Annotated in this window: 21 protein-coding genes; 9 read left to right on the forward strand and 12 right to left on the reverse strand. The window is 58.7% G+C overall.

Annotated elements, in window-relative coordinates; all coding sequences use genetic code 11:
- Positions 1-8: 8 nt before the first annotated feature.
- From cysN to rpe, 4 genes are all read right to left on the reverse strand, one after another.
- Complete coding sequence (gene cysN / locus DRW39_RS12635; protein WP_116107418.1) at positions 9-1,271, reverse strand: sulfate adenylyltransferase subunit CysN; 1,263 nt, start codon at positions 1,269-1,271, stop codon at positions 9-11.
- Positions 1,272-1,422: 151 nt separating this feature from the next.
- Positions 1,423-2,331 (reverse strand): sulfate adenylyltransferase subunit CysD, encoded by a 909-nt coding sequence (gene cysD, locus DRW39_RS12640; RefSeq protein WP_116107419.1) that lies wholly within the window; start codon positions 2,329-2,331, stop codon positions 1,423-1,425.
- Positions 2,328-2,912, reverse strand: coding sequence for an adenylyl-sulfate kinase (gene cysC / locus DRW39_RS12645; protein WP_116107420.1), 585 nt, complete (start codon positions 2,910-2,912; stop codon positions 2,328-2,330). Before cysC ends, cysD begins: the two co-directional genes overlap by 4 nt.
- 94 nt (positions 2,913-3,006) lie before the next feature.
- On the reverse strand, positions 3,007-3,681 hold the full coding sequence (gene rpe, locus DRW39_RS12650) for a ribulose-phosphate 3-epimerase (protein WP_116107421.1): 675 nt from the start codon (positions 3,679-3,681) through the stop codon (positions 3,007-3,009).
- A 145-nt stretch (positions 3,682-3,826) separates the two neighbouring features.
- Here rpe and DRW39_RS12655 point away from each other — a divergent pair, with 145 nt between their 5' ends.
- Genes DRW39_RS12655 through DRW39_RS12665 form a run of 3 tightly spaced genes read left to right on the forward strand, consistent with a single transcriptional unit; the run spans position 3,827 to position 7,338 of the window.
- Positions 3,827-4,843: a DUF2279 domain-containing protein gene (locus DRW39_RS12655; protein WP_116107422.1), complete on the forward strand. Its 1,017-nt coding sequence runs from the start codon at positions 3,827-3,829 to the stop codon at positions 4,841-4,843.
- A gap of 24 nt (positions 4,844-4,867) precedes the next feature.
- Positions 4,868-5,770, forward strand: a complete 903-nt coding sequence (locus DRW39_RS12660) for a DNA/RNA non-specific endonuclease (protein WP_116107423.1) — start codon at positions 4,868-4,870, stop codon at positions 5,768-5,770.
- Positions 5,771-5,775: 5 nt separating this feature from the next.
- Positions 5,776-7,338, forward strand: coding sequence for a helicase HerA-like domain-containing protein (locus DRW39_RS12665; RefSeq protein WP_116107424.1), 1,563 nt, complete (start codon positions 5,776-5,778; stop codon positions 7,336-7,338).
- A gap of 141 nt (positions 7,339-7,479) precedes the next feature.
- On the opposite strand, the gene DRW39_RS12670 is transcribed toward DRW39_RS12665, so the two are convergent.
- The 6 genes from DRW39_RS12670 to DRW39_RS12695 form a co-directional block, all read right to left on the reverse strand.
- Positions 7,480-8,436 (reverse strand): electron transfer flavoprotein subunit alpha/FixB family protein, encoded by a 957-nt coding sequence (locus DRW39_RS12670; protein ID WP_116107425.1) that lies wholly within the window; start codon positions 8,434-8,436, stop codon positions 7,480-7,482.
- A gap of 84 nt (positions 8,437-8,520) precedes the next feature.
- Complete coding sequence (locus tag DRW39_RS12675; RefSeq protein ID WP_116107426.1) at positions 8,521-9,264, reverse strand: electron transfer flavoprotein subunit beta/FixA family protein; 744 nt, start codon at positions 9,262-9,264, stop codon at positions 8,521-8,523.
- A 123-nt stretch (positions 9,265-9,387) separates the two neighbouring features.
- Positions 9,388-10,044: a phosphatase PAP2 family protein gene (locus DRW39_RS12680; RefSeq protein WP_116107427.1), complete on the reverse strand. Its 657-nt coding sequence runs from the start codon at positions 10,042-10,044 to the stop codon at positions 9,388-9,390.
- Between the two features lie 38 nt (positions 10,045-10,082).
- Complete coding sequence (locus DRW39_RS12685) at positions 10,083-10,859, reverse strand: peptidase (protein WP_116107428.1); 777 nt, start codon at positions 10,857-10,859, stop codon at positions 10,083-10,085.
- A 12-nt stretch (positions 10,860-10,871) separates the two neighbouring features.
- The gene (locus DRW39_RS12690; RefSeq protein ID WP_116107429.1) at positions 10,872-11,861 is read right to left on the reverse strand and encodes an alpha-E domain-containing protein; all 990 of its coding nucleotides are present in this window, start codon (positions 11,859-11,861) and stop codon (positions 10,872-10,874) included.
- 205 nt (positions 11,862-12,066) lie between these two features.
- Positions 12,067-13,527 carry a circularly permuted type 2 ATP-grasp protein gene (locus DRW39_RS12695; RefSeq protein ID WP_116107430.1) on the reverse strand — a complete coding sequence of 487 codons (1,461 nt, stop codon included), beginning with the start codon at positions 13,525-13,527 and terminating at the stop codon, positions 12,067-12,069.
- Between the two features lie 170 nt (positions 13,528-13,697).
- Between DRW39_RS12695 and DRW39_RS12700 the strand changes: the two genes are divergently transcribed.
- Positions 13,698-17,093 (forward strand): DUF2126 domain-containing protein, encoded by a 3,396-nt coding sequence (locus DRW39_RS12700; protein WP_116107431.1) that lies wholly within the window; start codon positions 13,698-13,700, stop codon positions 17,091-17,093.
- Between the two features lie 127 nt (positions 17,094-17,220).
- Here the strand turns inward: DRW39_RS12700 and metG are convergent, their stop codons facing one another.
- Positions 17,221-19,368: a methionine--tRNA ligase gene (gene metG / locus DRW39_RS12705; RefSeq protein ID WP_116107432.1), complete on the reverse strand. Its 2,148-nt coding sequence runs from the start codon at positions 19,366-19,368 to the stop codon at positions 17,221-17,223.
- 411 nt (positions 19,369-19,779) lie between these two features.
- Between metG and DRW39_RS12710 the strand changes: the two genes are divergently transcribed.
- Positions 19,780-20,328 (forward strand): T9SS type A sorting domain-containing protein, encoded by a 549-nt coding sequence (locus tag DRW39_RS12710; RefSeq protein WP_116107433.1) that lies wholly within the window; start codon positions 19,780-19,782, stop codon positions 20,326-20,328.
- Between the two features lie 10 nt (positions 20,329-20,338).
- Here DRW39_RS12710 and DRW39_RS12715 read toward each other — a convergent pair whose 3' ends face one another.
- Positions 20,339-21,322 (reverse strand): DUF4861 family protein, encoded by a 984-nt coding sequence (locus tag DRW39_RS12715; protein ID WP_116107434.1) that lies wholly within the window; start codon positions 21,320-21,322, stop codon positions 20,339-20,341.
- Positions 21,323-21,452: 130 nt separating this feature from the next.
- Here DRW39_RS12715 and DRW39_RS12720 point away from each other — a divergent pair, with 130 nt between their 5' ends.
- The 4 genes from DRW39_RS12720 to DRW39_RS12735 all read left to right on the forward strand — a co-directional run bounded on the left by DRW39_RS12720 (position 21,453) and on the right by DRW39_RS12735 (position 24,432).
- Positions 21,453-22,031: a M23 family metallopeptidase gene (locus DRW39_RS12720; protein WP_116107435.1), complete on the forward strand. Its 579-nt coding sequence runs from the start codon at positions 21,453-21,455 to the stop codon at positions 22,029-22,031.
- 98 nt (positions 22,032-22,129) lie between these two features.
- Complete coding sequence (gene kduI, locus DRW39_RS12725; RefSeq protein WP_116107436.1) at positions 22,130-22,960, forward strand: 5-dehydro-4-deoxy-D-glucuronate isomerase; 831 nt, start codon at positions 22,130-22,132, stop codon at positions 22,958-22,960.
- Between the two features lie 41 nt (positions 22,961-23,001).
- Complete coding sequence (locus DRW39_RS12730; protein ID WP_116107437.1) at positions 23,002-23,760, forward strand: SDR family oxidoreductase; 759 nt, start codon at positions 23,002-23,004, stop codon at positions 23,758-23,760.
- A gap of 3 nt (positions 23,761-23,763) precedes the next feature.
- On the forward strand, positions 23,764-24,432 hold the full coding sequence (locus DRW39_RS12735; RefSeq protein WP_116107438.1) for an NUDIX hydrolase: 669 nt from the start codon (positions 23,764-23,766) through the stop codon (positions 24,430-24,432).
- Positions 24,433-24,439: the final 7 nt, after the last annotated feature.

The raw sequence follows: 24,439 nt of genomic DNA on the forward strand, positions 1-24,439 counted from the left end.
AGACGGAATTAGATGATCATGCCCGCCGCAACCGTTTCGTTCGTTTGCTCGTCGACAAGAATGATCGAGCCGGTGATGCGGTTCTTGCGGTATGGATCGGTCAGTAAGGGAGCGGTGGTACGCAGCTGCACGCGGCAGATGTCGTTCATCTTGATCTCCTTGTTGTCCTCATCGCGGTGCAGGGTATTGATGTCCAGGCGGTAGCGGACGTCCTTGATGATGCAACGGGCCTCCTGCGTGGTGTGCATAATCGCGTACTTGCCGCGGGGCTGCAGGGGCTTTTCGTTGAACCAGCAGAGCATGGCGTCCACGTCCTGGCTGACATCGGGCTGGTTGTTCTCCCGAACGATCATGTCTCCGCGGCTGATGTCGATATCGTCTTCGAGCAGCATCGTTACGGACATGGGTGGGAAGGCTTCTTCGAGCTCGCCGTCGTAGGAATCGATCTTGGCGATCTTGGAGGTAAAGCCACTCGGCAGTACGACCACGTCGTCGCCCTTTTTCCAGACGCCGCCAGCGATCCGGCCGGCGTAGCCGCGGTAATCGTGGTATTCGTCGCTGTAGGGACGAATGACCGTTTGCACGGGGAAGCGGCAGTCGATGAAGTTGTTATCGCTGCCGATGTGAACGTTTTCAAGCGCGTACAGCAGCGTGGAGCCACCGTACCAGTCCATATTGGTGCTCTTATCGACTACGTTGTCGCCGAGCAGGGCCGACATGGGGATGAACTCCACGTCTTTCACGTCCAGACGGTGGCTGAACGCGCTGAAGTCCTCCTTGATCTGGTTGTAGGTCTCCTCGCTGAAGTCGACGAGGTCCATCTTATTGATACAGACGATAAGGTGGGGAATCTGCAGCAGGCTCGCAATGAACGAGTGGCGACGGGTCTGCTCGACCACGCCGTGGCGGGCATCGACGAGAATCAGGGCGACGTTGGCCGTGGAGGCACCGGTCACCATATTGCGGGTATACTGGGTATGGCCCGGCGTATCGGCGATAATAAATTTACGCTTGGGCGTGGCGAAGTAGCGGTAGGCTACATCGATGGTGATACCCTGTTCGCGTTCGGCCTTGAGACCGTCGGTGAGGAGGGCCAGGTTGACGCCGGTTTCGCCCCGCTTGGAGCTGGTCTGCGTGATCGCCTCGTACTGGTCTTCGAAGATGGACTTGGAGTCGTAGAGCAGGCGACCGATCAGGGTCGATTTTCCGTCGTCTACGGACCCGGCGGTGGTGAAGCGCAGCAGCTCGGTGTGTTCTAGTGTATTGAGCATTAAGAATATAAATTTTATAATGTAGAATGATCCGTCATCCCGGAGGGCGCGGTGCTTAATTCGGTGAGGGTGTACTGGTGAACGGACTGGCTGAGGGCGAAGGTACTACCGTACCCCAGCCTACCGTACTACCGTAGTATTCCCTACCGTACTAGAAATACCCCTGCTTTTTACGGTCTTCCATGGCGGTTTCGGAGCGCTTATCGTCGGCGCGGCCACCCCGTTCCGTTTGCCGGGCGATGCTGACTTCGGCGATGATGTCCTCCAGGGTCGAGGCTTCCGATTCCCAGACACCGGTACAGGTGATGTCACCGATGGTCCGGCAACGGACCATCCGCTCTTCGAGCTTTTCTTCCGGGCGACGGGGAAGTACCTCGGAGTCGGCGAGGAGCATACCGTCGCGCTTGAATACCTGGCGCTTGTGCGCGAAGTAGAGGCTGGGCAGTTCGACCTGCTCTACGGCGAGGTACTGCCAAACGTCGAGTTCGGTCCAGTTGGAGATGGGGAATACGCGGAAGTGCTCGCCGTACAGCTTGCGGCCATTGAACAGGTTCCAAAGCTCGGGGCGCTGGTTCTTGGGGTCCCACTGCCCGAATTCGTCGCGATGGCTAAAGAAGCGTTCCTTAGCGCGCGCTTTCTCCTCGTCGCGGCGGCCACCACCGAGGGCGGCATCGTATTTGCCCTTCTCGAGCGAGTCAAGCAGGACGGCCGTTTGCAAGTAATTGCGGGTGGCATTGAATCCAGTTTCTTCCCGGACCATGCCGTTGTCGATAGCCTCCTGTACGGAGCCGACCACCAGATTAGCGCCGATCCGCTCGACGAGTTGGTCGCGGTAATCGATAGTTTCCTGGAAGTTATGGCCGGTATCCACGTGCAGCAGCGTGAAGGGGATCTTGGCGGGGTGGAAGGCCTTGACGGCCAGGTGAACCATCAGGATGGAGTCCTTACCGCCGCTGAACAGCAGCACGGGGTTCTCGAACTGCGCGGCCACTTCCCGCAGCACAAAAATGCTTTCGGATTCGAGTTCGCGCAGGTGATTTAATTGGTAATTTGCGGTCATAGCGGTAATGCTTCAATGAGTTGGTCGGCGGCCTGTTCGATGGTAAGGTCCGCGGTTTTAATATCCAAAAATGGGGCTTCGGGTGCCTCGTAGGGGCTATCGATTCCGGTGAAATTCTTGATTTCTCCGGCTCTTGCTTTTGCGTAAAGTCCTTTTACGTCCCGGCGCTCGCATAGTTCAAGCGGGGTATTGATAAATACCTCCATGAAGTCCGCTTCCCCGACGATGTCGGCCACGATGCGCCGCATATCGCGGGTCGGGCTGACGAAGGAGCAGAGCACCACGGCACCGGTTTCGGCGAAGAGCTTAGCGACTTCCGCCACCCGCCGGGTGTTCTCCTTGCGGTCCTCCAGGCTGAAGCTCAGGTTAGCATTAAGCCCGTCGCGGACATTGTCGCCGTCCAGAACGCGAACGAAAACACCCCGATCGAAGAGCTTGCGCTCGACTTCCGCCGCGATGGTACTTTTTCCGCTGCCGGACAGGCCCGTAAGCCAAATGACGGCACCGCGGTGCCCGTTTGCCGCTTCCCGCTCGTGGCGTTGCACCAGTCGGTCGTGAATGGGGTGAATATTTTCAGCCATAGGTAAAAATCAGACGCAAAGATAGGGTAAGTAAATAGTTCTCCCACCCTCCGCGGCAAGCTTTAAGCAGGATGAGAACTTCATGTTTTCTTGCTCAGACGTACGCCAGGGGGTTAGCATCGATCTGCTTGAGACGCCGGATAGCCTGCGCCGGATCGTCGGATTTAAAAATAGAACTACCCGCTACCAGCACCCGGGCACCGGCTTCGAGGACCTTGCCGGCATTCTGCTCGCCAATTCCCCCGTCCACCTCGATGAGGGCCCGGCTGTTGTGCGTCGTGATTAGTTCCGCCGCTTGCCGCACCTTGGCGATGCTCTGGTAGATAAACTTTTGCCCGCCAAATCCTGGATTCACCGTCATGATGAGTACCAGGTCAAGATCTTCGATCACGTGCTCCAATACGCTGACGGGGGTGTGGGGATTGAGTGCCACCCCGGCTTTAACACCGGCCTCCTTCATTTGCTGAATAACACGGTGGAGATGCGTGCAGGCTTCGGCGTGCACCGTCAGCCCGCTGGCACCCGCCCGCGCGAAGCTTTCAATGTACCGGGACGGATCCTGAATCATGAGATGAACATCCACGTATTTCTCCGCCCGTTCGGCGATCTGTTCGATAATGAACTGCCCGAAAGAGATATTAGGCACGAAAAGGCCGTCCATCACGTCCAGATGGAACCAGTCGGCTTCGCTCGTATTAACCAGGTCAATAGCCTGGTCCAGGCGAAGAAAATCAGCGGCGAGCAGGGAGGGCGCGACGAAATGGGACATACTCGGATTTTGTAACCCAACCCACGGAGGGGCAATTTGGTCGAATCGCGGGCAAATTTCGCACCTTTGCCCCGTGTTTGCTCCCCCTTCGTTCCGATTCGCGCTAAAAGGCGGGAGCCGCGCGTTAGGAAGCCGTCCGTTGCTTATGAAAAAAGCCTTCCCGTACTTCCCTTTCCTGTATCTGCTGCTGTTCGCCGGCGGGCTCCTGGCGCAGCGTACTCCTTCCTTCGACTACACGGACCGCGACCCGCTGGCCGGTTTCGCGAAGCAGGACAACTGGCTGACCCCGGCCGATACCTTCCACCCCGGTCGGTTCTATACCGCCGCGGCCACCGGCGCCGCTATTTATGGCGCCTTCAGCTACGGCCTGTACGATATCTGGTATAAGGAGTACGCCACGACCGGTTTTCACACTTTCGACGATTGGCCCGAGTGGAACCAAATGGACAAGGGCGGCCACTTCTACTCCGCCTATATGTACAGCCGGCACGTCTTCGCCGGCCTGCGGTGGGCCGGGCTCAAGCGGCCGGCCGCCCGTTACACCACCCTGGGCGTGGCCAATCTCCTGCAGGGCACCATCGAGGTCTTTGACGGCTACAGCGAGGAATGGGGCTTTAGCTGGTCCGATATGGGGGCCAATCTGGCTGGCAGCCTGGTCTTCACCCTGCAGGACATCGCCTGGCAGGAGCAGCGCATGCTGATCAAGGTGAGCAATGACCTGCGCCCCCACCCCGATATCCCGATCACCCGCGGCGAGCATACGTCAAATCTGGGCTACGTCAGCCGGCTGCGTTTCGGCGACTATCCCTTCGAGCGCTACATCAAGGACTACAATGCGCTGACCTACTGGCTTTCGGCGAACCCCGCGGCCTTCTTTCCCAAATCCCGCCTGCCCGACTGGCTGAACCTGGCGGTCGGCTACGGGTCGGAAGACGTGTACGGTGCCTACGGCAACAGCTGGCGGGACGAAGCGGGGAACGGCTTCAGCTACAGCAACAAACGCTACCGCCAGTGGTACCTCAGTCCGGACATCTACTTCAGCCGCATCCCTACTCGCAAGCGTTGGGTGCGCCTGGTACTGGGCATCCTGGATTCCATCAAACTGCCGGCTCCCGCCCTGGAGTACAGCAAGGGCAAAGTCAGCGCCCACTGGATCATGTAAGCCCGGCGTTCTACCTTGCGGCCGATGGCTAAACTTCGCAGAAACCATACCTCCCGGGGCGGCGCGGCGGCCGGTACGACCATCTTCAAGGTGTCCGTCTTCGCGCTCATCCTCTTCGGGATGATCTGGGCCTTTCACCATTTCAGACAGGGCGGCGGAGCGCAGGATATAAAGCGAACCGACTATGCCGGAGCGGATTATTACTTACCTGAATCCAATTCCGACGTCATTATCCGGCACGGAGGATTCACGCTCGCCTACGACGAGGAATGGGAACAGGCAGCCTGGGTAGCCTACATCCTCAATGCCGAAGACCTCGACCGGGATTGGACGGATCGTAACGATAACTTCCGACCCGACCCGATGGTCGACTCCGGCACCGCAAACCCTGACGACTACCGAGGCAGCGGCTACGACCGGGGTCACCTGGCGCCCTTCGGCGATTTCGCCTGGAACGCGGAATTCGCCGACGAGACCTTTCTCCTCTCCAATGTGAGCCCCCAGGCCCGGCAATTCAACCAGGGCATCTGGCGCGAACTGGAGGAACTGGTGCGCGATTGGGCCGGACGGGACGGCCGATTGTACGTGGTGACCGGTCCGGTACGCACCCAGCCCCCGAAGGGATACATCGGCCGGCAAAACCGGATACCGGTTCCGGCCTCGTATTATAAAGTATTGCTGGACCTGGAAGACCCCCAACAAAAAGGCATCGCCTTCCTGATTCCGAACGCGATCAGTTTCCGGCCGCTACCGGAATACGTCGTGAGTATCGATTCAGTGGAACTGCTGACGGGTATCGACTTCTTTCCCGAACTGATGCCGGAGGATCTGGAAGCAGAGCTGGAACGGGCGTCAAATCCCGATCTTTGGCGATTCAGCAAACAGAAATTCGATCGGCGGATCGAAAATTGGAATAACGTAAAATAGCGAGCATGGCAAACCCGGAAACATTTACCCAATCAATTACGGAAGGATACACCTTTGAGGGGCCCTCCTTCGTACTGGGCGGGGCCATGTTCGGCGAGGAAACAAAAACCGGCACCCTGGTCCGCATTCCCCTGGGAACCCTCAACCGCCACGGCCTTATTGCCGGAGCTACCGGAACGGGTAAGACGAAGACCCTCCAGATCATCGCCGAGCAGCTCAGTCGGGAAGGCATCCCGAGCCTGCTTATGGACATCAAAGGCGATCTCAGCGGCATCGCCGTTGCCAGCGACGGCCACCCAAAGATCGACGAACGCCATGCCGCGATCGGTATACCCTTTACCGCCAGTGGCAGCCCGGTAGAACTCTTGAGTTTGAGCGACGAGCCCGGTGTCCGTCTGCGGGCTACGGTGCTGGAGTTCGGGCCGGTACTGTTTTCCAAAATGCTGGACCTGAACGATACCCAGTCCGGCATCATCGCGGTCACCTATAAATACGCCGAAGACAACAAGCTCCCCCTGCTGGACCTAAAGGACCTCCGGAAGGTGTTGCAGTACATTATTAACGAAGGGAAGGAGGAAGTTGAAAAGGAATACGGGCGCATCTCCTCGGCTTCCGTCGGCGCCATCATGCGGCGGATCGTCGAGCTGGAGAGCCAGGGCGCGGATCGCTTCTTCGGCGAGCGCAGCTTTGAGGTACAGGACCTTACCCGCCTGGACGAAAACGGAAGGGGCATCGTATCGATCGTCCGCCTCACCGACATGCAGGATCGGCCCAAGCTATTCTCTACTTTCATGCTCCAGTTGCTCGCGGAGATTTACGCCACCTTCCCCGAGGAAGGCGATCTGGACCGTCCTAAGCTAGCGGTATTTATCGATGAGGCACACTTGGTCTTCGAAGAGGCTACGGACGCCCTTTTGGACCAACTGGAAGCCATCATCAAACTGATCCGCTCAAAAGGAGTCGGGCTGTTCTTCGTTACCCAGAATCCGGCGGATATCCCTTCCGACGTGCTCGGTCAGCTTGGTCTCAAGGTGCAGCATGCCCTCCGCGCCTTCACCGCCAAGGACCGGAAAGCCATCAAACTGGCCAGCGAAAACTATCCCCTCACCGATTTCTACGATATCGACCAAACCCTTACGGAACTGGGCACCGGCGAAGCCTTCGTGACCGCGCTCGATCGCAAAGGGCGCCCTACCCCGCTCGTCCGCACCATGCTGCGTGCCCCCGAAAGCCGCATGGATGTCCTCACCGATCGGGAGATCGACCGCCTGGTCGCCGATTCCGATCTCGTGAAGCGATATAACGAAGCGGTCGACCGCGAGAGCGCCTACGAAATCCTCGAACGGAAACTGGAACGGGCCAAAGCGGCGGAACACCAGGCGGAAATGAAGGAGCAGCGGGAAAAGGCGGCGAAAACCACTACCGCGCGCCGCGGGCGGCCCCGAAAGCAAAAATCCATGCTCGAGGAAGTAATGGACAGCACTCTGGCGCGGCAGGTAAGCCGTACGGTGGCCCGCGAGGTTACCCGGGGTATCCTGGGCGTCCTGGGCCTGCGCCGGCGGCGGTAAGACTAATGGTCTGCCGAACGCGGCGGTAGCGGAGTTCGTCCGCCCACGGGTCACTCAGAACAGACCGTGCCCGTGGTCACCCTGCCTTCTGGGCAGACCAGCTAGCGCTGGGCGGACCAGAAGGCAGGGCGGACCAGGAGACTACCCCTTAAACTTCTTCACCGCCTCGGTCAGCCGCGGCAGGACCTCGAAGAGGTCGCCTACTACCCCGTAATCGGCTGCTTTGAAGAAGGGGGCTTCGGGGTCTTTGTTGATGACCACGATGGTCTTGGAGTTATTGACGCCGGCCAGGTGCTGGATCGCTCCGCTGATGCCGGCGGCAATGTACAGATTCGGGCGAATGGCCACGCCGGTCTGCCCGACGTGCTCGTGGTGGGGGCGCCAGTCGCTATCGGCCACGGGCCGGCTACAGGCGGTGGTGGCACCGAGAGCATCGGCAAGATCGGTAATGACATCCCAGTGCTCGGGACCTTTAACTCCTCGTCCGCCACTGACGACCAATTCGGCTTCCGGCAGCGGTACGCGACCGGTAGCCACCTGGTGCTTAACCACCTTGGTTTTGGGCGCCGGAAGCTCCAGCGTCAGATCTTCCACCGTAGCGTCACCGCCCAACTCTTCAATGCGGATGGAATTGCCCGCGAGGCTGATGACCTTCACGTCCGTCAGTAATTGGACATCGGCGAAAGCCTTGCCCGAGAAGACCGGCTTGGTGACCGTGAAGTAACCGTCCTTCATCATGGGTACGGCATTCGCGCCCGCTACGGAACCGGCTTCCAACCGCGCAGCTAGGCGGCCGGTGATGTTTTTCCCAGTACTGTTGTGTGGCAGAATGATCACCGTAGCTCCGAGTTGCTTAGCGGCGTCCGCGATGGCGACCGTATAGACGGCGGCGTCGAAGCCCTCCAGGTGCGGCGACGTGACGCGGTGAACCGTACCGGCACCGTACTTGCCCAGATCTTCAGCTCCGGGCGTATCGCCCAGTACCAAAGCATGACACTCCGTTCCCAGTACATCCGCCGTCTTCTTCGCGTAATTGATGATTTCGTGGGCTACCTTCTTAAATTCTCCGTTGGTTGCTTCCGCATATGCGAGGACCATATCTTCTTTATTTTTTATTTGAAATTGTACGACAAGGGCTGCTACGCTACTCACTATCGTACTAGCGTACTATCAACTGCCGTACTAAATAACCTTAGCTTCCTCGTGAAGCAGGCGCACCAGTTCGTCCATATTCTCGGGATCGATCAGCTTCACGCTTCCCTTTTCTTCCGGTTTGCTGTAGCTGGCGATACGGGTGGTGTCCGGGTAATCGACCGGGGTGACAACCTCCAGCGGCTTGCGCTTGGCCATCATGATGCCGCGCATATTGGGGATTCGTTGCTCGGCCATTCCCTTCGCAGCGCTCAGGGCGATAGGTGCCGTTACCTCTATGACCTCTTCACCGCCTTCAATATCCCGGGTAACGGTAGCCTGCGAGCCTTCCATTTCGAGCTTGATAGCGTCGCCCACGTAGGGCAGATCGAGAAACTCGGCAACCATGGCACCGACTTCCGACGCATTGTAGGAAATGGTTTCCTTACCAAAGAAGATGACGTCGAAGTCCTTACCCCGCGCAAATTCCGCGATCTGGCGGGCGGTGAAAAGACTGTCCTTTTCTTCGGTAACGTCGATACGGACGGCGTCGTCAGCACCAATGGCCAGGCCCTTGCGGATGATGGAATCGTTGTCGGCCGGCCCGACATTCAGGACGGTCACCGTCCCTCCCGCAGCCTCCTTCAGCTCGAGTGCGCGAACCAGCGCGTACCACTCGTCGTAAGGGTTCATGATGTACTGGACGCCGCTGGTATCGATGTCCTTCCCATCGGCGGTTAGCTGGATTTTGGTGGTGGTTTCCGGCGTCTTGCTGACGCAAACTAGCAATTTCATAAAGATCGTTTAAGCGCAAATATAAAGTCACCGATCGCCCAAAAGTGCGACCAGCGAATTTTCGCTAATGCAACGACGCTACGGCCCGGATGGTTTACCCTAACACATCCGTTACCACTCTCCTTATCGCGTGTGCCACCGCACGATGGCCGCCGCTACTCCGGTGCCTAAGAGCACCCCCGCCACCGCATCCGTAGGCCAGTGTTTGGCGGCCCGCACGCGCAGGTAGGCGGTAAGTCCCGATACGCTCACCGCCAATAGTCGACCGTACAACGCCAGGGGTCGATCATAGCCTTCCAGCAACGCGGCAAAGAGTACGGACCCCGCCGCTGCATTCGCGGCGTGGCCCGACAGGAAGGCTGCCCGGTCACGCCGGGTCAGGATCTGATCCGGTATCCAGTTCTCGTTATAAATGTATGGGCGCGGGCGGTTGGCGGTGTTCTTGATGAGGCTGCTCAGAGAAAAGGTGAGCAGCATGGTTTGCAACCACATCATCAGTATGAGCGGGTAATGCTTTCTCGTCCGCGCATCGAAACTGAGCAGCAGCGGTAGGGTTGGACCGCCGTACAGCCCGAAATCGGCCCGATCCGCCGCCCGCTGGTTTTTGTGGGTATAGCCTAAGCGGTCGATGGGATTGATCTCGTCACCCCGGTATTCGCCGGAATAAGGGGAATAGACCGGCTCCACATCCTGCCGGTCAGCCCAGATGGCAGCCGCAAGCAGCCCGACACCCGCCAGTAATAAAGAAATTTCGCGGCGGGGCCGAAGATCGAAGGGCATGGCTGTGCGGATAGCTCCGCAGACTTTCGGGGATAGACTTATTGTTGCTGCTGTACCTGGATCTGTCGGACCTTATTATCCTGTCCCTGCTTTTCGACCTTGGTCACCAGGTCATCGATCCAGTCGTCGGGAATTTCGTGAATGACGTCGCGCAATTTGCTGCCCCACATGCTGGCCAGGTGACCGGTATCCTTCTCGTCGAAGCGCGTTTCGTGCATGAATCCCGTGTCCTTATGGTAGATCACCATATCGATGGGATACCCTACGTCGTTGGCGCTAACGCGCGTACTATCAAAACTCAGAAAGCCACATTTGATGGCGAAATTCAGGGGGGAATCGTAGGTCAGCGTCCGGTTCAGAATGGGTTTGCCGTAGCCTGAATTCCCGATGATCGTAAAGGGGGTGGCCTCCCCGATCTCTATCCAGTTTCCCTCCGGGTAAAGCAGGTAAAGTTTGTGGTCCTTATCCCCTTCCAGTTGCCCCCCGACAATCGTAAACAGGTTAAAGGACAGACCCGACGCGGCCAGACTCGCCTTATCCTCCTCCGCTACCCTGCGCAGTTGCTCACCGAAGGCGTTGACCGCCTTGTACATTTTATCGAATTGGATGGATTCGTTTTCCAATACCTCCTCGAAATAGGTAACGGCTTTATCCCGTACCGAGCGGAGTCCACTGGTCATCAGGAAGATGTTGTTCTTTCCCTGTTTGTGGATGGAAATCTTCTTGGCCGAAGTCGTTTCGTTTCCGGAGGTAATACGGGTGTCCGCGATGGCAACGAGTCCTTTTTTGACGCGGATGCCCAGGCAGTATGTCATTTGGTTGGTGATTTAACGCTGATGCTGTGATTGGGACTGCGAAGAAGTCGGTGTACTAACCGAGTTGAAGTACTTGCGTTCGATGTCGTCGTGCAAAGAATACACTTCGACGAGCGCGGTATTGAGCGCCTCGATCGGATTGTCACTGATCGCATCGTAATCCAGGTACCGGAAGTAGGCGTAGAGTTTCCCGGCCCGGTACTGGACCGGTTCCCTTACGTCCTCGCTTCCGTTAAGGCGCGCCAGCAAACCGACGACCCGCTCCATATTGTAGGTGATCGAACGCGAAAATTCCGGATGCCCGATCAAAAACTCCAGGGTAGTACGCCGCGTCTGTCGCCGCTGATACGCCCGCCGGTGCATGTCAAAGCCTTCTACCACTTTCAGCAGGATGGTCTGCTGATAGAGTTTCAATACTTTATTCTCGTTGGGGCCGCCGCTGTCGGAAATGACGTCCGCGTCGTTGAGTTTGCTGTTTACGATGCGAATGACCTGCGCCACCCGCTCCAGGTGGATCCCCAGTTTTACGAAGACCCACGATTGGTCGTGGAGCAGGGTATCGTGAATGCGCGACCGGATGATGGCGCACTGCCGCCCAACCTCGAAAGTGTAATCATACAATCCCCGCACCGCAAAATCCTCCGGGTCCGTCCGGTGGCTGTACAGGTAGAAAGCATTGATCGCTTCCCACAATTCCGTTGAGATGACGTGCCGCAAACTCCCGGCATTCTCCCGGGCCATCTTCACCGTAGACCGTATGCTCGTTGGCACGCCGTAGTCCATACCCACCTTTTGTAGCACTTCCGACTCCACCAGCTGCCCCCCTTCCTCAAAGGGCGTACCGTACATATTCAGGATCGACTGCAGGATAAAATCCTTGCTCTGGCTCATCGGTGCATCCAGCATCGAGAAGTATTGCACGCGCAGGTAACGGGCCAGGTGTTCGGATCGCTCGATGTAGCGGCCGGTCCAGTAAAGGGTGGATGCGATTCTGGCTAGCATGTGGAAGTTGGTAGTATTGAAGGGATGAGGGGGTAAGGGGTAAAGGGGCTAAGGGGCTAAGGGGCTAAGGGGATAAGGGGCTAAGGGTGGATAGGCATAATTTGGTATATCATGGTAAAAAGTAAGAGTAAGCGAGAAAACGAGCGATGCGAGCATCCCCGCCCTTTACCCCTTAACACCCTATACCCTCAACCCCTTCAACACCTTAACAAATAACCCAGGTATCCTTAGATCCCCCACCCTGGCTGCTGTTAACGATGAGGCTACCCTTTTTGAGGGCAACGCGGGTCAGGCCGCCTTTGAGGATGCGGGTCTTGTCGCCGCCCAGCAGCGTGAAGGTACGCAGGTCGATGTGGCGGGGTTCGAAGCGGTTCTCTTCTTCGATGTAGGTCGAGTGGGTGCTGAGCATGATCTTCGGTTGGGCAATATAGTTGCGGGGATCGGCTTTGATCTTTTCCGCCAGTTCCGCCAACTCGGCCTTCGTGAGGCGATCGCAGATCATGACGCCGTAGCCGCCGGACATATCAACCGGCTTGACGACCAATTCGGCGAGGTGTTCCAAGGTATACTGCAGGTCTTCGGGACGGCCGCAGATGTAGGTCGGCACGTTTTTGATGATGGGCTCCTCCTTCAGGTAAAAGCGAATCATGTCGGGCACGTAAGCGCAGATGGCCTTATCGTCGGCGATGCCGGTGCCGGGGGCATTAACGATCGCTACCCGTCCCTTGGCGTAGGCACGCATCAGTCCGGCGACCCCCAGGATGGAGTCTTTGCGGAATGCTTCCGGGTCGAGGAAGGCATCATCGATGCGGCGGTAGATGACGTCCACCCGCCGACGGCCGTTAATCGTTTTAAGGTAGACCGTGTCGTCGTCTACGTAAAGATCGGGGCCTTCCACCAGGTCGCAATCCATCATCCGGGCCAGCAGGCTGTGCTCGTAGTAGGCGGAGTTGAAGGGCCCGGGCGTCAGGACGACGCAGCGCGGACTGTCCTCCCGGGGCGGGGCCACCGATTGCAAGGTCTTGAGTAGCATGGCCGGATACTCGTTGACGGCCTCCACCGGTACGTGGCGGAACATGCCGTATAGAGTCCGTCGCATAGCCTCGCGGTTGCTGAGCACGTAGCTGACCCCGGAGGGGCTGCGCAGGTTATCCTCAAGGACGTAGAAGTCGCCGTCGGTATGCCGCACGAGGTCCGTTCCGCAAACGTGGGTGTAGATCTCTCCGGGTGGGACGAACGCCTCCATGCTCTTGACGTAGTGGGTGCTGCTCTTCACCAACTCGGCCGGGACCACTTTTTCCCGCAGGATAGCCCCCTTTCCGTATACGTCGCGCAGGAACTCGTTCAGGGCGCGGTTGCGCTGCTCCAGGCCGCTTTCCAGTTTGGTCCACTCCGCTGATCCGATGATCCGGGGAAAAAGGTCGAAGGGAAAGATTTTTTCGCGCCCGCCACCGTCCTCGCTGTACACGGCGTAGGTAATGCCCTGATTGAGAAAGGAAAGTTTGGCACTTTCATTCAGCCTTTGGAAATCCCCGGCGTGCAGTTCGTTGAAGACTTCCCGAATTCCGGAATAGTTGGAATAGGCGTGGGGAAACGGGGTAAACACTTCGTCGAGCGTTCCGTCCGGGACGGCGTAGCCCGCAAAGAGTCCGTTAGGCTCGCTCATTGGTGTGTGGTTTAATGGGGGCAAAGTAGGCGGAAACACCCGTCAAAGGCCCGTTTCACCCAAGCTAGTAGCTGGGAGCGTGCATTCCGTTGGGTGCTAACCACCAACAAAGTACAAACATCGGTGATATATGGCATACCTTGTAATCCCCCAGCAAACCAGTTTTGATTATGCCTATTCGCGTTGCTATCCGTCACCGGACCCATTACGACTACGATAAATCGGTAAAATTATCGCCCCAGGTGATCCGGTTGCGGCCCGCCCCTCACGCCCGTACCCCCATTCAGGCGTATAGCCTCCAGATTTCTCCCGATAATCACTTTATTAACTGGCAGCAGGATCCCTTCGGCAATTATCTCGCCCGGGTGGTCTTTCCGGAAAAATGCGATCATCTACACATCGACGTGGAAGTCATCGCGGACCTGGTCACCTTCAACCCCTTCGATTTTTTTCTGGAGGATTACGCCGAGACCGTTCCCTTCCGCTACGACGAGCAGCTTAAAAAAGAACTGGCACCCTATCTCGAGCTAAGCGAATCCGGCCCCCTGCTGGATGCCTGGATAAAAGAATATGGCGGCGGAGCGCAGGTAGAAGTGCCTACCGTAACCTGGTTGGTCGGACTGAACCAGCAGCTTGCCCGAGATATCCACTACAACGTGCGCATGGAACCGGGGGTCCAATCCTGCGAGACCACCCTCGGCCAGCGTAACGGTTCGTGTCGCGACTCGGCCTGGTTGCTGGTCCAGATCCTGCGTCGGTTCGGATTGGCCGCCCGCTTCGTATCGGGTTACCTGGTGCAGCTCACTCCGGACGAAAAAGTACTGGACGGACCGAACGGGCCGGAAGAAGACTTCACCGATCTGCACGCCTGGGCCGAGGTATATCTGCCCGGGGCCGGCTGGGTAGGACTTGATGCGACCAGCGGACTATTTGCCGGTGAAGGGCATATTCCCCTCGCCGCCACGCCCGATCCAGCCAGCGCGGCACCGCTGAGCGGATTCAGCGACCCGGCGGAAGTAACCTTCGACTTCGCCAACGTGGTGGAGCGGATCCACGAAACGCCGCGGGTCACCAAGCCCTACACGGAATCGGAATGGGAAAAGGTCCTCGAACTCGGCGATCGCGTCGATGATGCGCTGCGCGAGGGCGACGTACGCCTGACGATGGGCGGAGAACCCACCTTCGTATCCGACCGGGATATGGAATCCGACCAGTGGAATGAGGCCGCCGATGGCGAAGACAAGCGCGAACTGGCCTACGAACTGACGACCAAACTGAAGCAGGAATTCGCTCCCCGCGGATTCATCCACCAGGGGCAGGGCAAATGGTACCCCGGCGAACCCATCCCCCGCTGGCAGTACGCTATCTACTGGCGGACGGACGGTAAGGCCCTGTGGAAAGACGACGCTTTGCTGGCCGATCCCACCAAGAACTACCAGGCGAAGGCCACTACCGCCGACCGCTTCGGGCGCACCCTGGCCCGCCGGCTCGAACTCGCGCCGGAAAACTGCCAGCCCGCCTACGAGGATAACTTTTACTTCCTCTGGGAAACCGGCAACCTGCCCGTCAACATCGATCCCCGCCGGGTGGACCCCGCCGACAAGCTCGAGCGGCAGACCCTGCAGAGCCTATTGGAAATCGGCATGGATAAGCCGCGGGGCTACGTCCTTCCGCTCGCTTTCGACCACAATGAAGGCCAGTGGAAAAGCTGCCACTGGGAGTTAAAGCGCGGCCATATTTTCCTGCTACCCGGTAACTCCGGCATGGGATTCCGCCTGCCGCTCGACCGGCTGCCGCACCAGGTTCGGGAGCAACTGCCGGTGGAACTGGCGGCCAGCCCCCAGGAAGAGCTGCCCGCACTGCCTGACTACGGCGAGCAACCGGAGGCACTCGCACCCGGGATTTCGCGGCGCGCGGTTTCGAAATCGACGGACGAGGAGGAGAAAGAAGAGAACAAAGACTTCGAACCGGAATACCGGGTCGAAACCATCCGAACCGCCCTCTGCCTGGAGCCCCGGGAAGGAAAACTCTATATTTTCCTGCCGCCGCTGGAAAGCGCGGAAAGCTTCGCATCCCTACTCACCGCCATCGAACGGACGGCCGCCGAAGAGAACATTCCCGTAATCATCGAAGGCTACCAGCCTCCGTCGGATGCCCGCCTGACCAAACTGGTAGTGGCTCCGGACCCCGGCGTCGTGGAGATCAATGTCCACCCGGCTACCGAGTGGCGGGAGATCGTGCGCAACTATACCATACTCTTCAACCGGGCCAAGGAAAGCAAGCTCGGCACCAACAAATTCATGATCGACGGTCGCCACACCGGCACCGGCGGGGGCAACCACATTACACTGGGCGGTACCACCCCCGGCGAAAGCCCGCTACTGCGGCGACCGGACCTGCTGCGGAGTTTCGTCAACTTCTGGCAGAATCACCCCGGCCTCAGCTACCTTTTCAGTTCGGCCTTCATCGGACCGACCAGCCAGGCTCCGCGCGTGGATGAAGGTCGGCCCGATATGCTCTACGAACTCGAGATCGCCTTCGCGCAGCTGGATCGCCACGAAAATCCCGACCCATGGATCGTCGACCGGCTGTTCCGCAACCTGCTCATCGACGTGACGGGGAACACCCACCGCGCCGAATTCTGTATCGATAAGCTTTATAGCCCTGACAGTTCCTCCGGTCGCCTGGGCATCCTGGAAATGCGGGGATTCGACATGCCGCCCCACCGGGATATGTGCCTGACGCAGCTGCTGCTGATCCGGGCGCTGACCGCCGCCTTCTGGAAGCAACCCTACCGCCGGCCCCTGGTCAGGTGGGGAACGGCGCTGCACGATAAGTTCCTGCTGCACCACTACGTGCGGGAGGATCTACGCGAGGTGTGCCACTTCCTGCGGGAAGCCGGTTTTGACTTCAAATTGGAATGGCTCGAGCCGTTCTTTGAATTCCGCTTCCCGGTGCTGGGCCAGATCCGGCAGGGCGAGATGGACCTGGAACTCCGGAGCGCCATCGAGCCCTGGCACGTACTCGGCGAAGAACTCGGCAGTATGGGGACTGCCCGTTACGTGGATTCTTCCGTGGAGCGTTTGCAGGTTCGGGTCACGAATTTCAACCCCGACCGGTTCAGCATCCTCTGTAACCGGACGGAGATTCCGCTTTCCACCACGGGTGCGGAAGGGGAATACGTTGCCGGTATCCGGTACAAAGCATGGAATCCACCCTCGGCCCTCCATCCTACCGTCAAACCCGATGTTCCGCTGGTCTTCGACGTATACGACAAGTGGAACGAGCGCAGCATCGGCGGGTGTACCTACCACGTCACCCACCCCGGAGGGCGTAGTTACGATACCTTCCCCGTCAACTCCCTCGAGGCCGAAAGCCGCCGGGTCAATCGGTTCTGGGAGCACAACCACACCCCGCGGCAATCCGAGCAGGTGGTGGAGCAGGCGGCTACCTCCGCTTCCGCCCGCTACGTCAGCGGCGATTATCAGCCACCCAGCACCATTGAGGTAAAGAAGGTCACCCCGAAGAAGGAATTCGGCCGGACGCTGGATCTCCGGTGGGTGTAAACCTGCTACCGGCCCCCTGGTCCGCCGAGCGCCAGCTCGCCTGCCCAGGGGGGCTTAATGTAGTTTGGCTATCGTTTTTATCGACCCGTGGGCGGACGAACTCCGCTACGCTGCGTTCGGCAGACCACTAGCGCACCGTCCACCCGTTACCGAAGCCGGCGGGCGGGGCGACAAACTGAAGCTTTCCTTCGCCGTCTTCCGCCATCAGGATCATCGCTTCACTGAGGGCTCCCGCCATTTTGCGCGGCGCGAGATTGGTGACCACGACAACCTGCTGGCCGGCAAGCGCATCCGCATCGAAGTGTTTGGCGATACCGCTGACCACGCTGCGTTGCTGGTCGCCCAGGTCGATGGTGAGGTGAAGGAGCTTGTTGGATTTCTTGATCGGCTCCGCGCTCAGGATGGTAGCGGTGCGCAGGTCCAGTTTGGTGAAGTCGTCGAAAGAAATCTCGGGTTTCATCTCCGGTAGATTGGTGGTTTTCGGGGTAATGGGTTGGGCGGCCTGCTCGGCGTCGCGGCGTTCGAGGGCGGCGGTGAGTTTGTCGCGTTGCTGCTGAATCAGGGTGAGCAGCCGGTCGTCCTTGCGGTCGACGATCTTGGGGAAGAGGACGCCGGCCTTGCCGATGGCGTGGCCGGGTTCCAGGAGGGGCTTGCCGGATTCCAGTCGGTCGCGCAGGGCAGCCCAGTCACCGTTCGTCGCGACCTCCTGCTGGAGGACGGTCCGGAGTTTGGCACTTACCAGGGGCACGAAGGGGTGCGCGAGTAAGGCCAGGGCCGCGGCGATCTGATTACAGTTATATATAATGGTAGCGATCCGGGGATCCTCGGGGTCGGTCTTAGCCAGTGTCCAGGGAGCGGCGTCTTGCAGGTACGTATTGCCGTAGGTGGCCAGCTCCACGAAGGTGGTGGCCGCATCCTTAAACCGGAAGGCTTCGATGTGGGATCCGATGGAAGTTGCGGCTTCCTGAATACGGCTCGTTACCTGCGCTCCGTCGCCCGCTTCTTCCGGCTCCGGTACGGCGCCGTCGAAATACTTATGGGTAAGCACGGTGACGCGGTTGAAGAAGTTGCCCAGCTTGTCGGCCAGGTCCTTGTCGTAGTATTCGGTAAAACCGTCCCAGGTGAAGTCGGCATCCTGCTGCTCGGGGAGGTTGCGGATGAGGGCCCAACGCAGGGCATCCTCCCCGTTGGGGAAGTCCTCGAACTGCTCCACGTACTCGTGCAGTTCGATGCCCCAGCCGCGGGACTTACTGAACTTATCGCCTTCGAAATTGAGGAACTGGTTGGCGGGGACATTCTTGGGCAATACGTAATCACCGTGGGCCCGCAGCATAGCCGGAAAGATGAGGCAGTGAAAAACGATGTTATCCTTACCGATAAAGTGAATAAGCTCGGTATCTGGGTTTTGCCAGTAGTCTTTCCAGTCACGACCGTTTTCCAGGCACCACTGCTTGGTGCTGCTGATGTAGCCGATGGGCGCGTCGAACCATACGTATAGGACCTTGCCCTCCGCTTCCGGGTGGGGCACGCTGATGCCCCAATCGAGATCGCGGGTGATGGCGCGGGGTTGCAGGCCTTCATTGAGCCAGCTCATGCACTGGCCGATGACGTGCTTCTTCCAGTTGCGGGGGTCATGCTGTTGCGCACCATCGATGGTGCCTTCCTGGATCCAGGTCCGGAGAAATTCCTCGTGGCGCGACAGGTCGAAGTACCAGTGCTTGGTTTCCCGCAGCTCGGGCTTGGCACCGCTGAGGACGGACACCGGATCGATCAACTCCGTAGGTGACAAATCGCTGCCGCAGTTTTCACACTGGTCGCCGTAAGCCTGGTCGTAGCCACAGCGCGGGCACGTACCCTTGATATAGCGGTCTGCCAGGAACTGCTTGAACTCCGGATCGTAATACTGCTCGGTGGAACGGACGATGAACTCGTCGCCCTTTTTATCGAGGGTGCGGAAGAAGTCCTGACTGGTTTCGTGGTGGAGCGGTTCGCTCGTACGGTGGTAATAATCGAAGCTGATACCCAGCGCGGCAAAACTGCGCTTATTTAGTTCGTGATATTTATCGATGATCTGCTTCGGGTCGATACCCTCCTTCTTGGCCCGGAGCGTGATGGCCGCGCCGTGTTCGTCGCTGCCACAGACCCAAAGCACGTCCTTTCCCATAAGCCGCAGGTAGCGGGCGTAGATATCGGCCGGAAGGTAGGCGCCGGCCAGATGTCCTAAGTGGAGCGGTCCGTTGGCGTACGGAAGGGCGGAAGTCAGAAGATGTGGCATAGGAAAGTGTGAAATAGTAACTAAGTAGTCCGGCCGGAGCCGTTCCGAAGCGTGGCACAAAGGTAGCCCGGTGGTTTGTTAACACATTCCGTAAAAAATATTTGGGCTTTTATCGGGTACCAACCTTGTATTGTTGGCTACTAAAATGCTTTTACGGGGTACATTCGATTTGACAATTAAAAAAAATTGCTGTTTGCACGCTAAGATACTTGCCCCCCCTTCTCCCCGTTTTATATACAACCGCACGGGAGTGATGAATCGTTGCGGCAGTTTTATTCACCGGCTTTTGCCGGGAAGGTTTTTACAGTACACTTTACAAACACATATTAGATGAGAGAATGCTACTTTCTCCTGCTTGTCGCCCTATTCGGCGCACAGGCCCCAACTCAAGCATGCACGAATACGGCTGTAATGGCTTCCGCTGCTCTACCTCCTGTTTCCCTGGTCGAGTGGACAGCCAAGCCAGAAGGATCCGAGGTTGACCTGCGCTGGACTACCAATGACGAAGCCGAACACGATTACTTCGTAGTCGAACACTCCCGTGATGGAGCGACCTTCGAACCCCTCGTGGCCATCATGAACCCCGAGCAAAGCTACGAGGGCCTTTACCGCGACTACCATTTCGTACACCGGAATCCGGTACCCGGCACAAATTATTACCGCCTGGTGCAGTACGATACCGATGGATCGGTCACCACATTCGACATACAGTCGGTGCACACCCAGCTAAACGTCACCTCTTCCGTCACGCCCAACCCGGCCCACGCCGGTCAGCAGGTAGGCCTGAACGGCAATGAAGAAATTCATGAGGCAAGCCTGTACCGGCTGGATGGCACCCTGGTCGCCAGCTACCGGGAAGACCAGACCGCCCTGTCCGCCGTTACGCTTCCGGCCAACCTGTCAACCGGCACCTACGTCTTGCGCGCCGGCCAGCAGACCCACCGGATTTTCGTCCGCTAAGGCTTCGACTTCAATAAATCGCCCCAACGAAAGCCGTGCGCTCCGCAAAGGCCGGGTTACCCGGCTCCCATGCGGCGGTAAAGCGGTAGGTCGTCGGCTGCCCGTTTTCAAGCTTCAGACGGACGTAGTAGGTGGTAGACACGGGCATATCGTCCGGCCCCAGCTCACCGTGGCCCAGTACGGCGGATTCATCGGCCGTAATGGCCATACCTAAGGTATGATCGAGTTCGGCCTGCGGACCGTAGGTGTACATCACGAATCGACCATCCCGCTCTTCGGTGTACAGCGTATCGCTGTGCAGATTCACGATACCGGTAAGGAGCTCTTCGTCGCCCTGCAAGCCCGTCAGGGTAACGTCAGACTGGTATCCCCAGGTTCCCGGTTCGATGCTGATCTCCCAGTCGAGGTCGAGGCTGCGGCCCGCTACTTCCCACCCGTTATACTCCAGCAGGAAGCGGGAGCCGTCCGGTCCTTCCTCCAGCTTACGGTAGCGTTCTTCGGCTACGTCACCGAGGCGGTAGATGCTGTCCCCGATCATCAGGGCGATGCTGCCGGCTCCGAGGGAGTTGCCCACTTTGAGCACGTCCATGCCCCAGTCGCTCATGTTGTGGTAGTTCTGGTCCTTACCGAGTTGCTGGGTACCTACGCTATCGAGGACCATGTCACCGGTTTTCTTGCCGAAGATGTCGATCCCGTTGCGTTCGTCGAAGTATAGGCGGAAGCCGACGTTCTCGTTTTCCCAGGCGGGGCCCTCCATCTGGTAGATGAAGGGAATTTCCTGTCCGAGGTGGTCCGGGGCACGGGTGACGTCGTCCTCTTCCACGTACCGGTCGCCTACGGCGCGGGCCATCCGGATATTCGTATTGGCCTGGCGGGTAGGACTGGCCGTGGGCGCCACGTCCGCGTCGTTTTTCGGCGAGGGACCGCAGGATAAAAGCAACGTCAGCGACAGGAGGGTGATAGGTAGTGCCCGAGCGGCGTGGTAAAAGAACATAGCATGATGGATTTGGGACAAAAGTTACGCCGGGGATTACGATAACAAAGGAGAAGGCACACTTCTCGGCCATTTTCCTTAACTAACATTTAGGGCAAGGCGGCCGTTTTGCCAAGCAAATCGATTCCTCATGCTCACTAAACTACTCGTACTGGAAGCGGTGGTCATCTGCGCCATGCTGGCCTTCTTCGTACACCGGCAACTTCCGGATACCGAGCTGCGGGTGGGTGATAGGACCTATGTGATAAAACAGCGCAGTGCTCCTTCGGTAGCCACGACGGACGCTACCTTTCCCCTTGCCTCGCCGGGGGAGTTAGCTTTCCCCGTGGCGGGCTACGGGACGGAGGCGGTGATCAGCGTCTTCGGCGACCGGCGCGGCCCCCAGCGGCTACACGACGGTATCGACATTAAGGCCCCGGCCGGCACGCCCGTGGTTGCGGTTACGGACGGCTTCGTGGAGCGCATCCGCACGGGGGGCAGCGGTGGCCGGCAGCTGTACCTGCGAGACGGAAGGGGTAGGTTGTTCTATTACGCCCACCTGTTAGACTGGCGGGTGAATGAGTTCGACGCCGTGGAAGCCGGCGATACCCTGGCCACGGTGGGAAGTACCGGCAATGCGCGGGGCACTACCCCCCACCTCCACTTCGAGATCCTGATGGGAAAGGATAGGACGGCGGTGGACCCGCTGCCATTCTGGACGACGCCTTAGCTATCGAACCGGATAGAGGAAGAAATCCGGGCGGCGGAACCGGCAAAGTGAACTATGTAATTTTTTCTGTGTATAATTGACACACAAAAAATCACATCATGCAATCCCGTTACGGCGTCCGCCCCGATCACTTTACCCGTTTAAACACCCAGGAAATTCGCGATGAATTTCTCGCGACCGACCTCATGGTAGAGGGGGCCATCAACCTCGTTCATTCGCACTACGACCGCTTTATTTTTGGTGGCGCCGTTCCGACCTCGGGCACGCTCGAACTGGAGAACGACGATGACCTGCGGGCGGATTTTTTCCTGCAGCGTCGGGAACTGGGGGTACTGAACCTGGGCGGTGCCGGAACCATCACCGTCGACGGGGAAGCCTACGAGATGGACCGTTTCGACTGCCTTTACGTCGGGCGGGGATCGAAATCGGTCGCCTTTGCGAGCAAGGACGGCGGCAGCCCCGCGCGCTTTTACCTCAATAGCGCGCCTTCCCACAAGGAATACCCCACGACCAAAAACACGCAAAGCCAGGCGAATAAAGTAGAGTTGGGCGACGACGAGCACGCCAATAAGCGCGTGCTGTACCAGTACATCCACGAGGATGGCATCCCCAGTTCCCAGTTGGTCATGGGTTTCACCGAACTCCTGCCCGGCAACATCTGGAACACTTTCCCGCCCCACACCCATGAGCGGCGGATGGAGGTATACCTCTACTTCGACGTCACCGGTGACGAGCTCGTGATGCACTTCATGGGGAAACCCGACGAAACGCGGCACATCGCGGTTCGCAATTTCGAGGCGGTGATCTCGCCACCCTGGTCGATTCACAGCGGTGCCGGTACCGCCAATTACCGCTTCGTTTGGGGCATGGCCGGGGAGAACCAGGCCTTCACCGATATGGATGCCGCTACCCTGGGAGACATCCGCTAACCAGCAGCCACCCTTTCCTCCCCCACCCCGAATCAACATTTATGCATCTATTTGACCTATCCGGAAAAACGGCCGTCGTTACCGGCTGCAAGCGCGGAATCGGTTACGCCATGGCTTTGGGCCTGGCGGAAGCCGGTGCCGACATTGTGGGCATTTCCGCCAGCCTGCAACCCGACTCCGCTATCGAGCAGGCCGTCAAGAAGGCCGGCCGGCAATTTTCTTCCTACCAGTGCGACTTCTCCAAGCGCGACAGCCTGTACCAATTTATTTCCGCGGTGAAGGAGGACCACGGCACCCCCGACATTCTGGTCAACAACGCGGGTACGATCCTGCGCGACCCCGCCGCCCAGCACTCGGATGAATACTGGGATAAGGTGATCGAGGTCAACCAAAGCGCTCCGTTCATCCTCTCCCGGGAGTTTGGCCGCGATATGATCGAGCGGGGCAGCGGCAAGATCATCTTTACCGCTTCGCTACTTACGTTTCAGGGTGGCATAACGGTACCCGGTTACGCCGCTTCGAAGGGGGCCATCGGCCAGCTGACCATGGCGCTCTCCAATGAGTGGGCCGGGAAGGGCGTACAGGTGAACGCGATCGCACCGGGCTACATCCGGACCGACAATACACAGGCGCTGCAGGACAATGAAGAGCGGTCCAGTTCCATCCTGTCCCGGATCCCGGCGAACCGCTGGGGAACGCCGGATGACTTCGTGGGCCCGATCGTATTCCTGGCCAGCGAGGCGTCGAATTACGTTAACGGTACCATCCTCGTCGTTGACGGGGGATGGATGGGCCGGTAGCCCATGCGTGTTACACCATCATCCGTTGCATCCGCGCACACCGCGGACTGTGTCATCTTCGGCTTTGCCGACAAGGAACTTCGGGTACTGCTCGTGCGGCGGGCCGTGCCGCCCTTTGCCGGTGATTGGGTATTACCCGGCGGTGCGATGATGGATCGCGAAACGCTGGAAGAAACGGCCCGGCGGGTGCTGCTCGACATGGTCGGAGTAAAGAATGTCACGCTGCGACAGGTCGGCACCTATAGTGACCCCGACCGACACCCGGTGCGGCGGGTAGTCACGACTTCTTTTTACGCGCTCGTGCAGCCCAAGCACCATGCGCCCGAGGCCCGCGGTCACGCGCGCGAGGCAACCTGGCACGCCGTGAGTGCGGTGCCGAATCTCGGATTCGACCACGACCGGCTGCTACGGGATGCGCACCAACGGCTGATCCTGCACTTGCGGACCCGGCCGCTCGCCTTCGAATTGTTACCCGAGCGATTCACCCTGACCGAAGCCCAGCTGCTGTACGAAGACATTCTCGGGGAGGAGCTCGACCGCCGCAATTTTCGCAGAAAGCTTCAGGGATACGATTTCTTAATGGAAACCACCGAGATCCGGAGTGGCGTTAAGGGGGGGCCGAAGCTGTACGCCATCGACCATGGCTTGCTAGCGGCCGCGCTGTCCGATTGACCGCGCG

Source organism: Lewinella sp. IMCC34191, assembly GCF_003390935.1.
Lineage (GTDB): Bacteria > Bacteroidota > Bacteroidia > Chitinophagales > Saprospiraceae > Neolewinella.

Bases quoted from the DNA above. Each gene is read 5' to 3' on its own strand.
- cysN (WP_116107418.1), bottom strand. From the start codon at position 1,271: ATGCTCAATACACTAGAACACACCGAGCTGCTGCGCTTCACCACCGCC.
- cysD (WP_116107419.1), bottom strand. From the start codon at position 2,331: ATGACCGCAAATTACCAATTAAATCACCTGCGCGAACTCGAATCCGAA.
- cysC (WP_116107420.1), bottom strand. From the start codon at position 2,912: ATGGCTGAAAATATTCACCCCATTCACGACCGACTGGTGCAACGCCAC.
- rpe (WP_116107421.1), bottom strand. From the start codon at position 3,681: ATGTCCCATTTCGTCGCGCCCTCCCTGCTCGCCGCTGATTTTCTTCGC.
- DRW39_RS12655 (WP_116107422.1), top strand. From the start codon at position 3,827: ATGAAAAAAGCCTTCCCGTACTTCCCTTTCCTGTATCTGCTGCTGTTC.
- DRW39_RS12660 (WP_116107423.1), top strand. From the start codon at position 4,868: ATGGCTAAACTTCGCAGAAACCATACCTCCCGGGGCGGCGCGGCGGCC.
- DRW39_RS12665 (WP_116107424.1), top strand. From the start codon at position 5,776: ATGGCAAACCCGGAAACATTTACCCAATCAATTACGGAAGGATACACC.
- DRW39_RS12670 (WP_116107425.1), bottom strand. From the start codon at position 8,436: ATGGTCCTCGCATATGCGGAAGCAACCAACGGAGAATTTAAGAAGGTA.
- DRW39_RS12675 (WP_116107426.1), bottom strand. From the start codon at position 9,264: ATGAAATTGCTAGTTTGCGTCAGCAAGACGCCGGAAACCACCACCAAA.
- DRW39_RS12680 (WP_116107427.1), bottom strand. From the start codon at position 10,044: ATGCCCTTCGATCTTCGGCCCCGCCGCGAAATTTCTTTATTACTGGCG.
- DRW39_RS12685 (WP_116107428.1), bottom strand. From the start codon at position 10,859: ATGACATACTGCCTGGGCATCCGCGTCAAAAAAGGACTCGTTGCCATC.
- DRW39_RS12690 (WP_116107429.1), bottom strand. From the start codon at position 11,861: ATGCTAGCCAGAATCGCATCCACCCTTTACTGGACCGGCCGCTACATC.
- DRW39_RS12695 (WP_116107430.1), bottom strand. From the start codon at position 13,527: ATGAGCGAGCCTAACGGACTCTTTGCGGGCTACGCCGTCCCGGACGGA.
- DRW39_RS12700 (WP_116107431.1), top strand. From the start codon at position 13,698: ATGCCTATTCGCGTTGCTATCCGTCACCGGACCCATTACGACTACGAT.
- metG (WP_116107432.1), bottom strand. From the start codon at position 19,368: ATGCCACATCTTCTGACTTCCGCCCTTCCGTACGCCAACGGACCGCTC.
- DRW39_RS12710 (WP_116107433.1), top strand. From the start codon at position 19,780: ATGGCTTCCGCTGCTCTACCTCCTGTTTCCCTGGTCGAGTGGACAGCC.
- DRW39_RS12715 (WP_116107434.1), bottom strand. From the start codon at position 21,322: ATGTTCTTTTACCACGCCGCTCGGGCACTACCTATCACCCTCCTGTCG.
- DRW39_RS12720 (WP_116107435.1), top strand. From the start codon at position 21,453: ATGCTCACTAAACTACTCGTACTGGAAGCGGTGGTCATCTGCGCCATG.
- kduI (WP_116107436.1), top strand. From the start codon at position 22,130: ATGCAATCCCGTTACGGCGTCCGCCCCGATCACTTTACCCGTTTAAAC.
- DRW39_RS12730 (WP_116107437.1), top strand. From the start codon at position 23,002: ATGCATCTATTTGACCTATCCGGAAAAACGGCCGTCGTTACCGGCTGC.
- DRW39_RS12735 (WP_116107438.1), top strand. From the start codon at position 23,764: ATGCGTGTTACACCATCATCCGTTGCATCCGCGCACACCGCGGACTGT.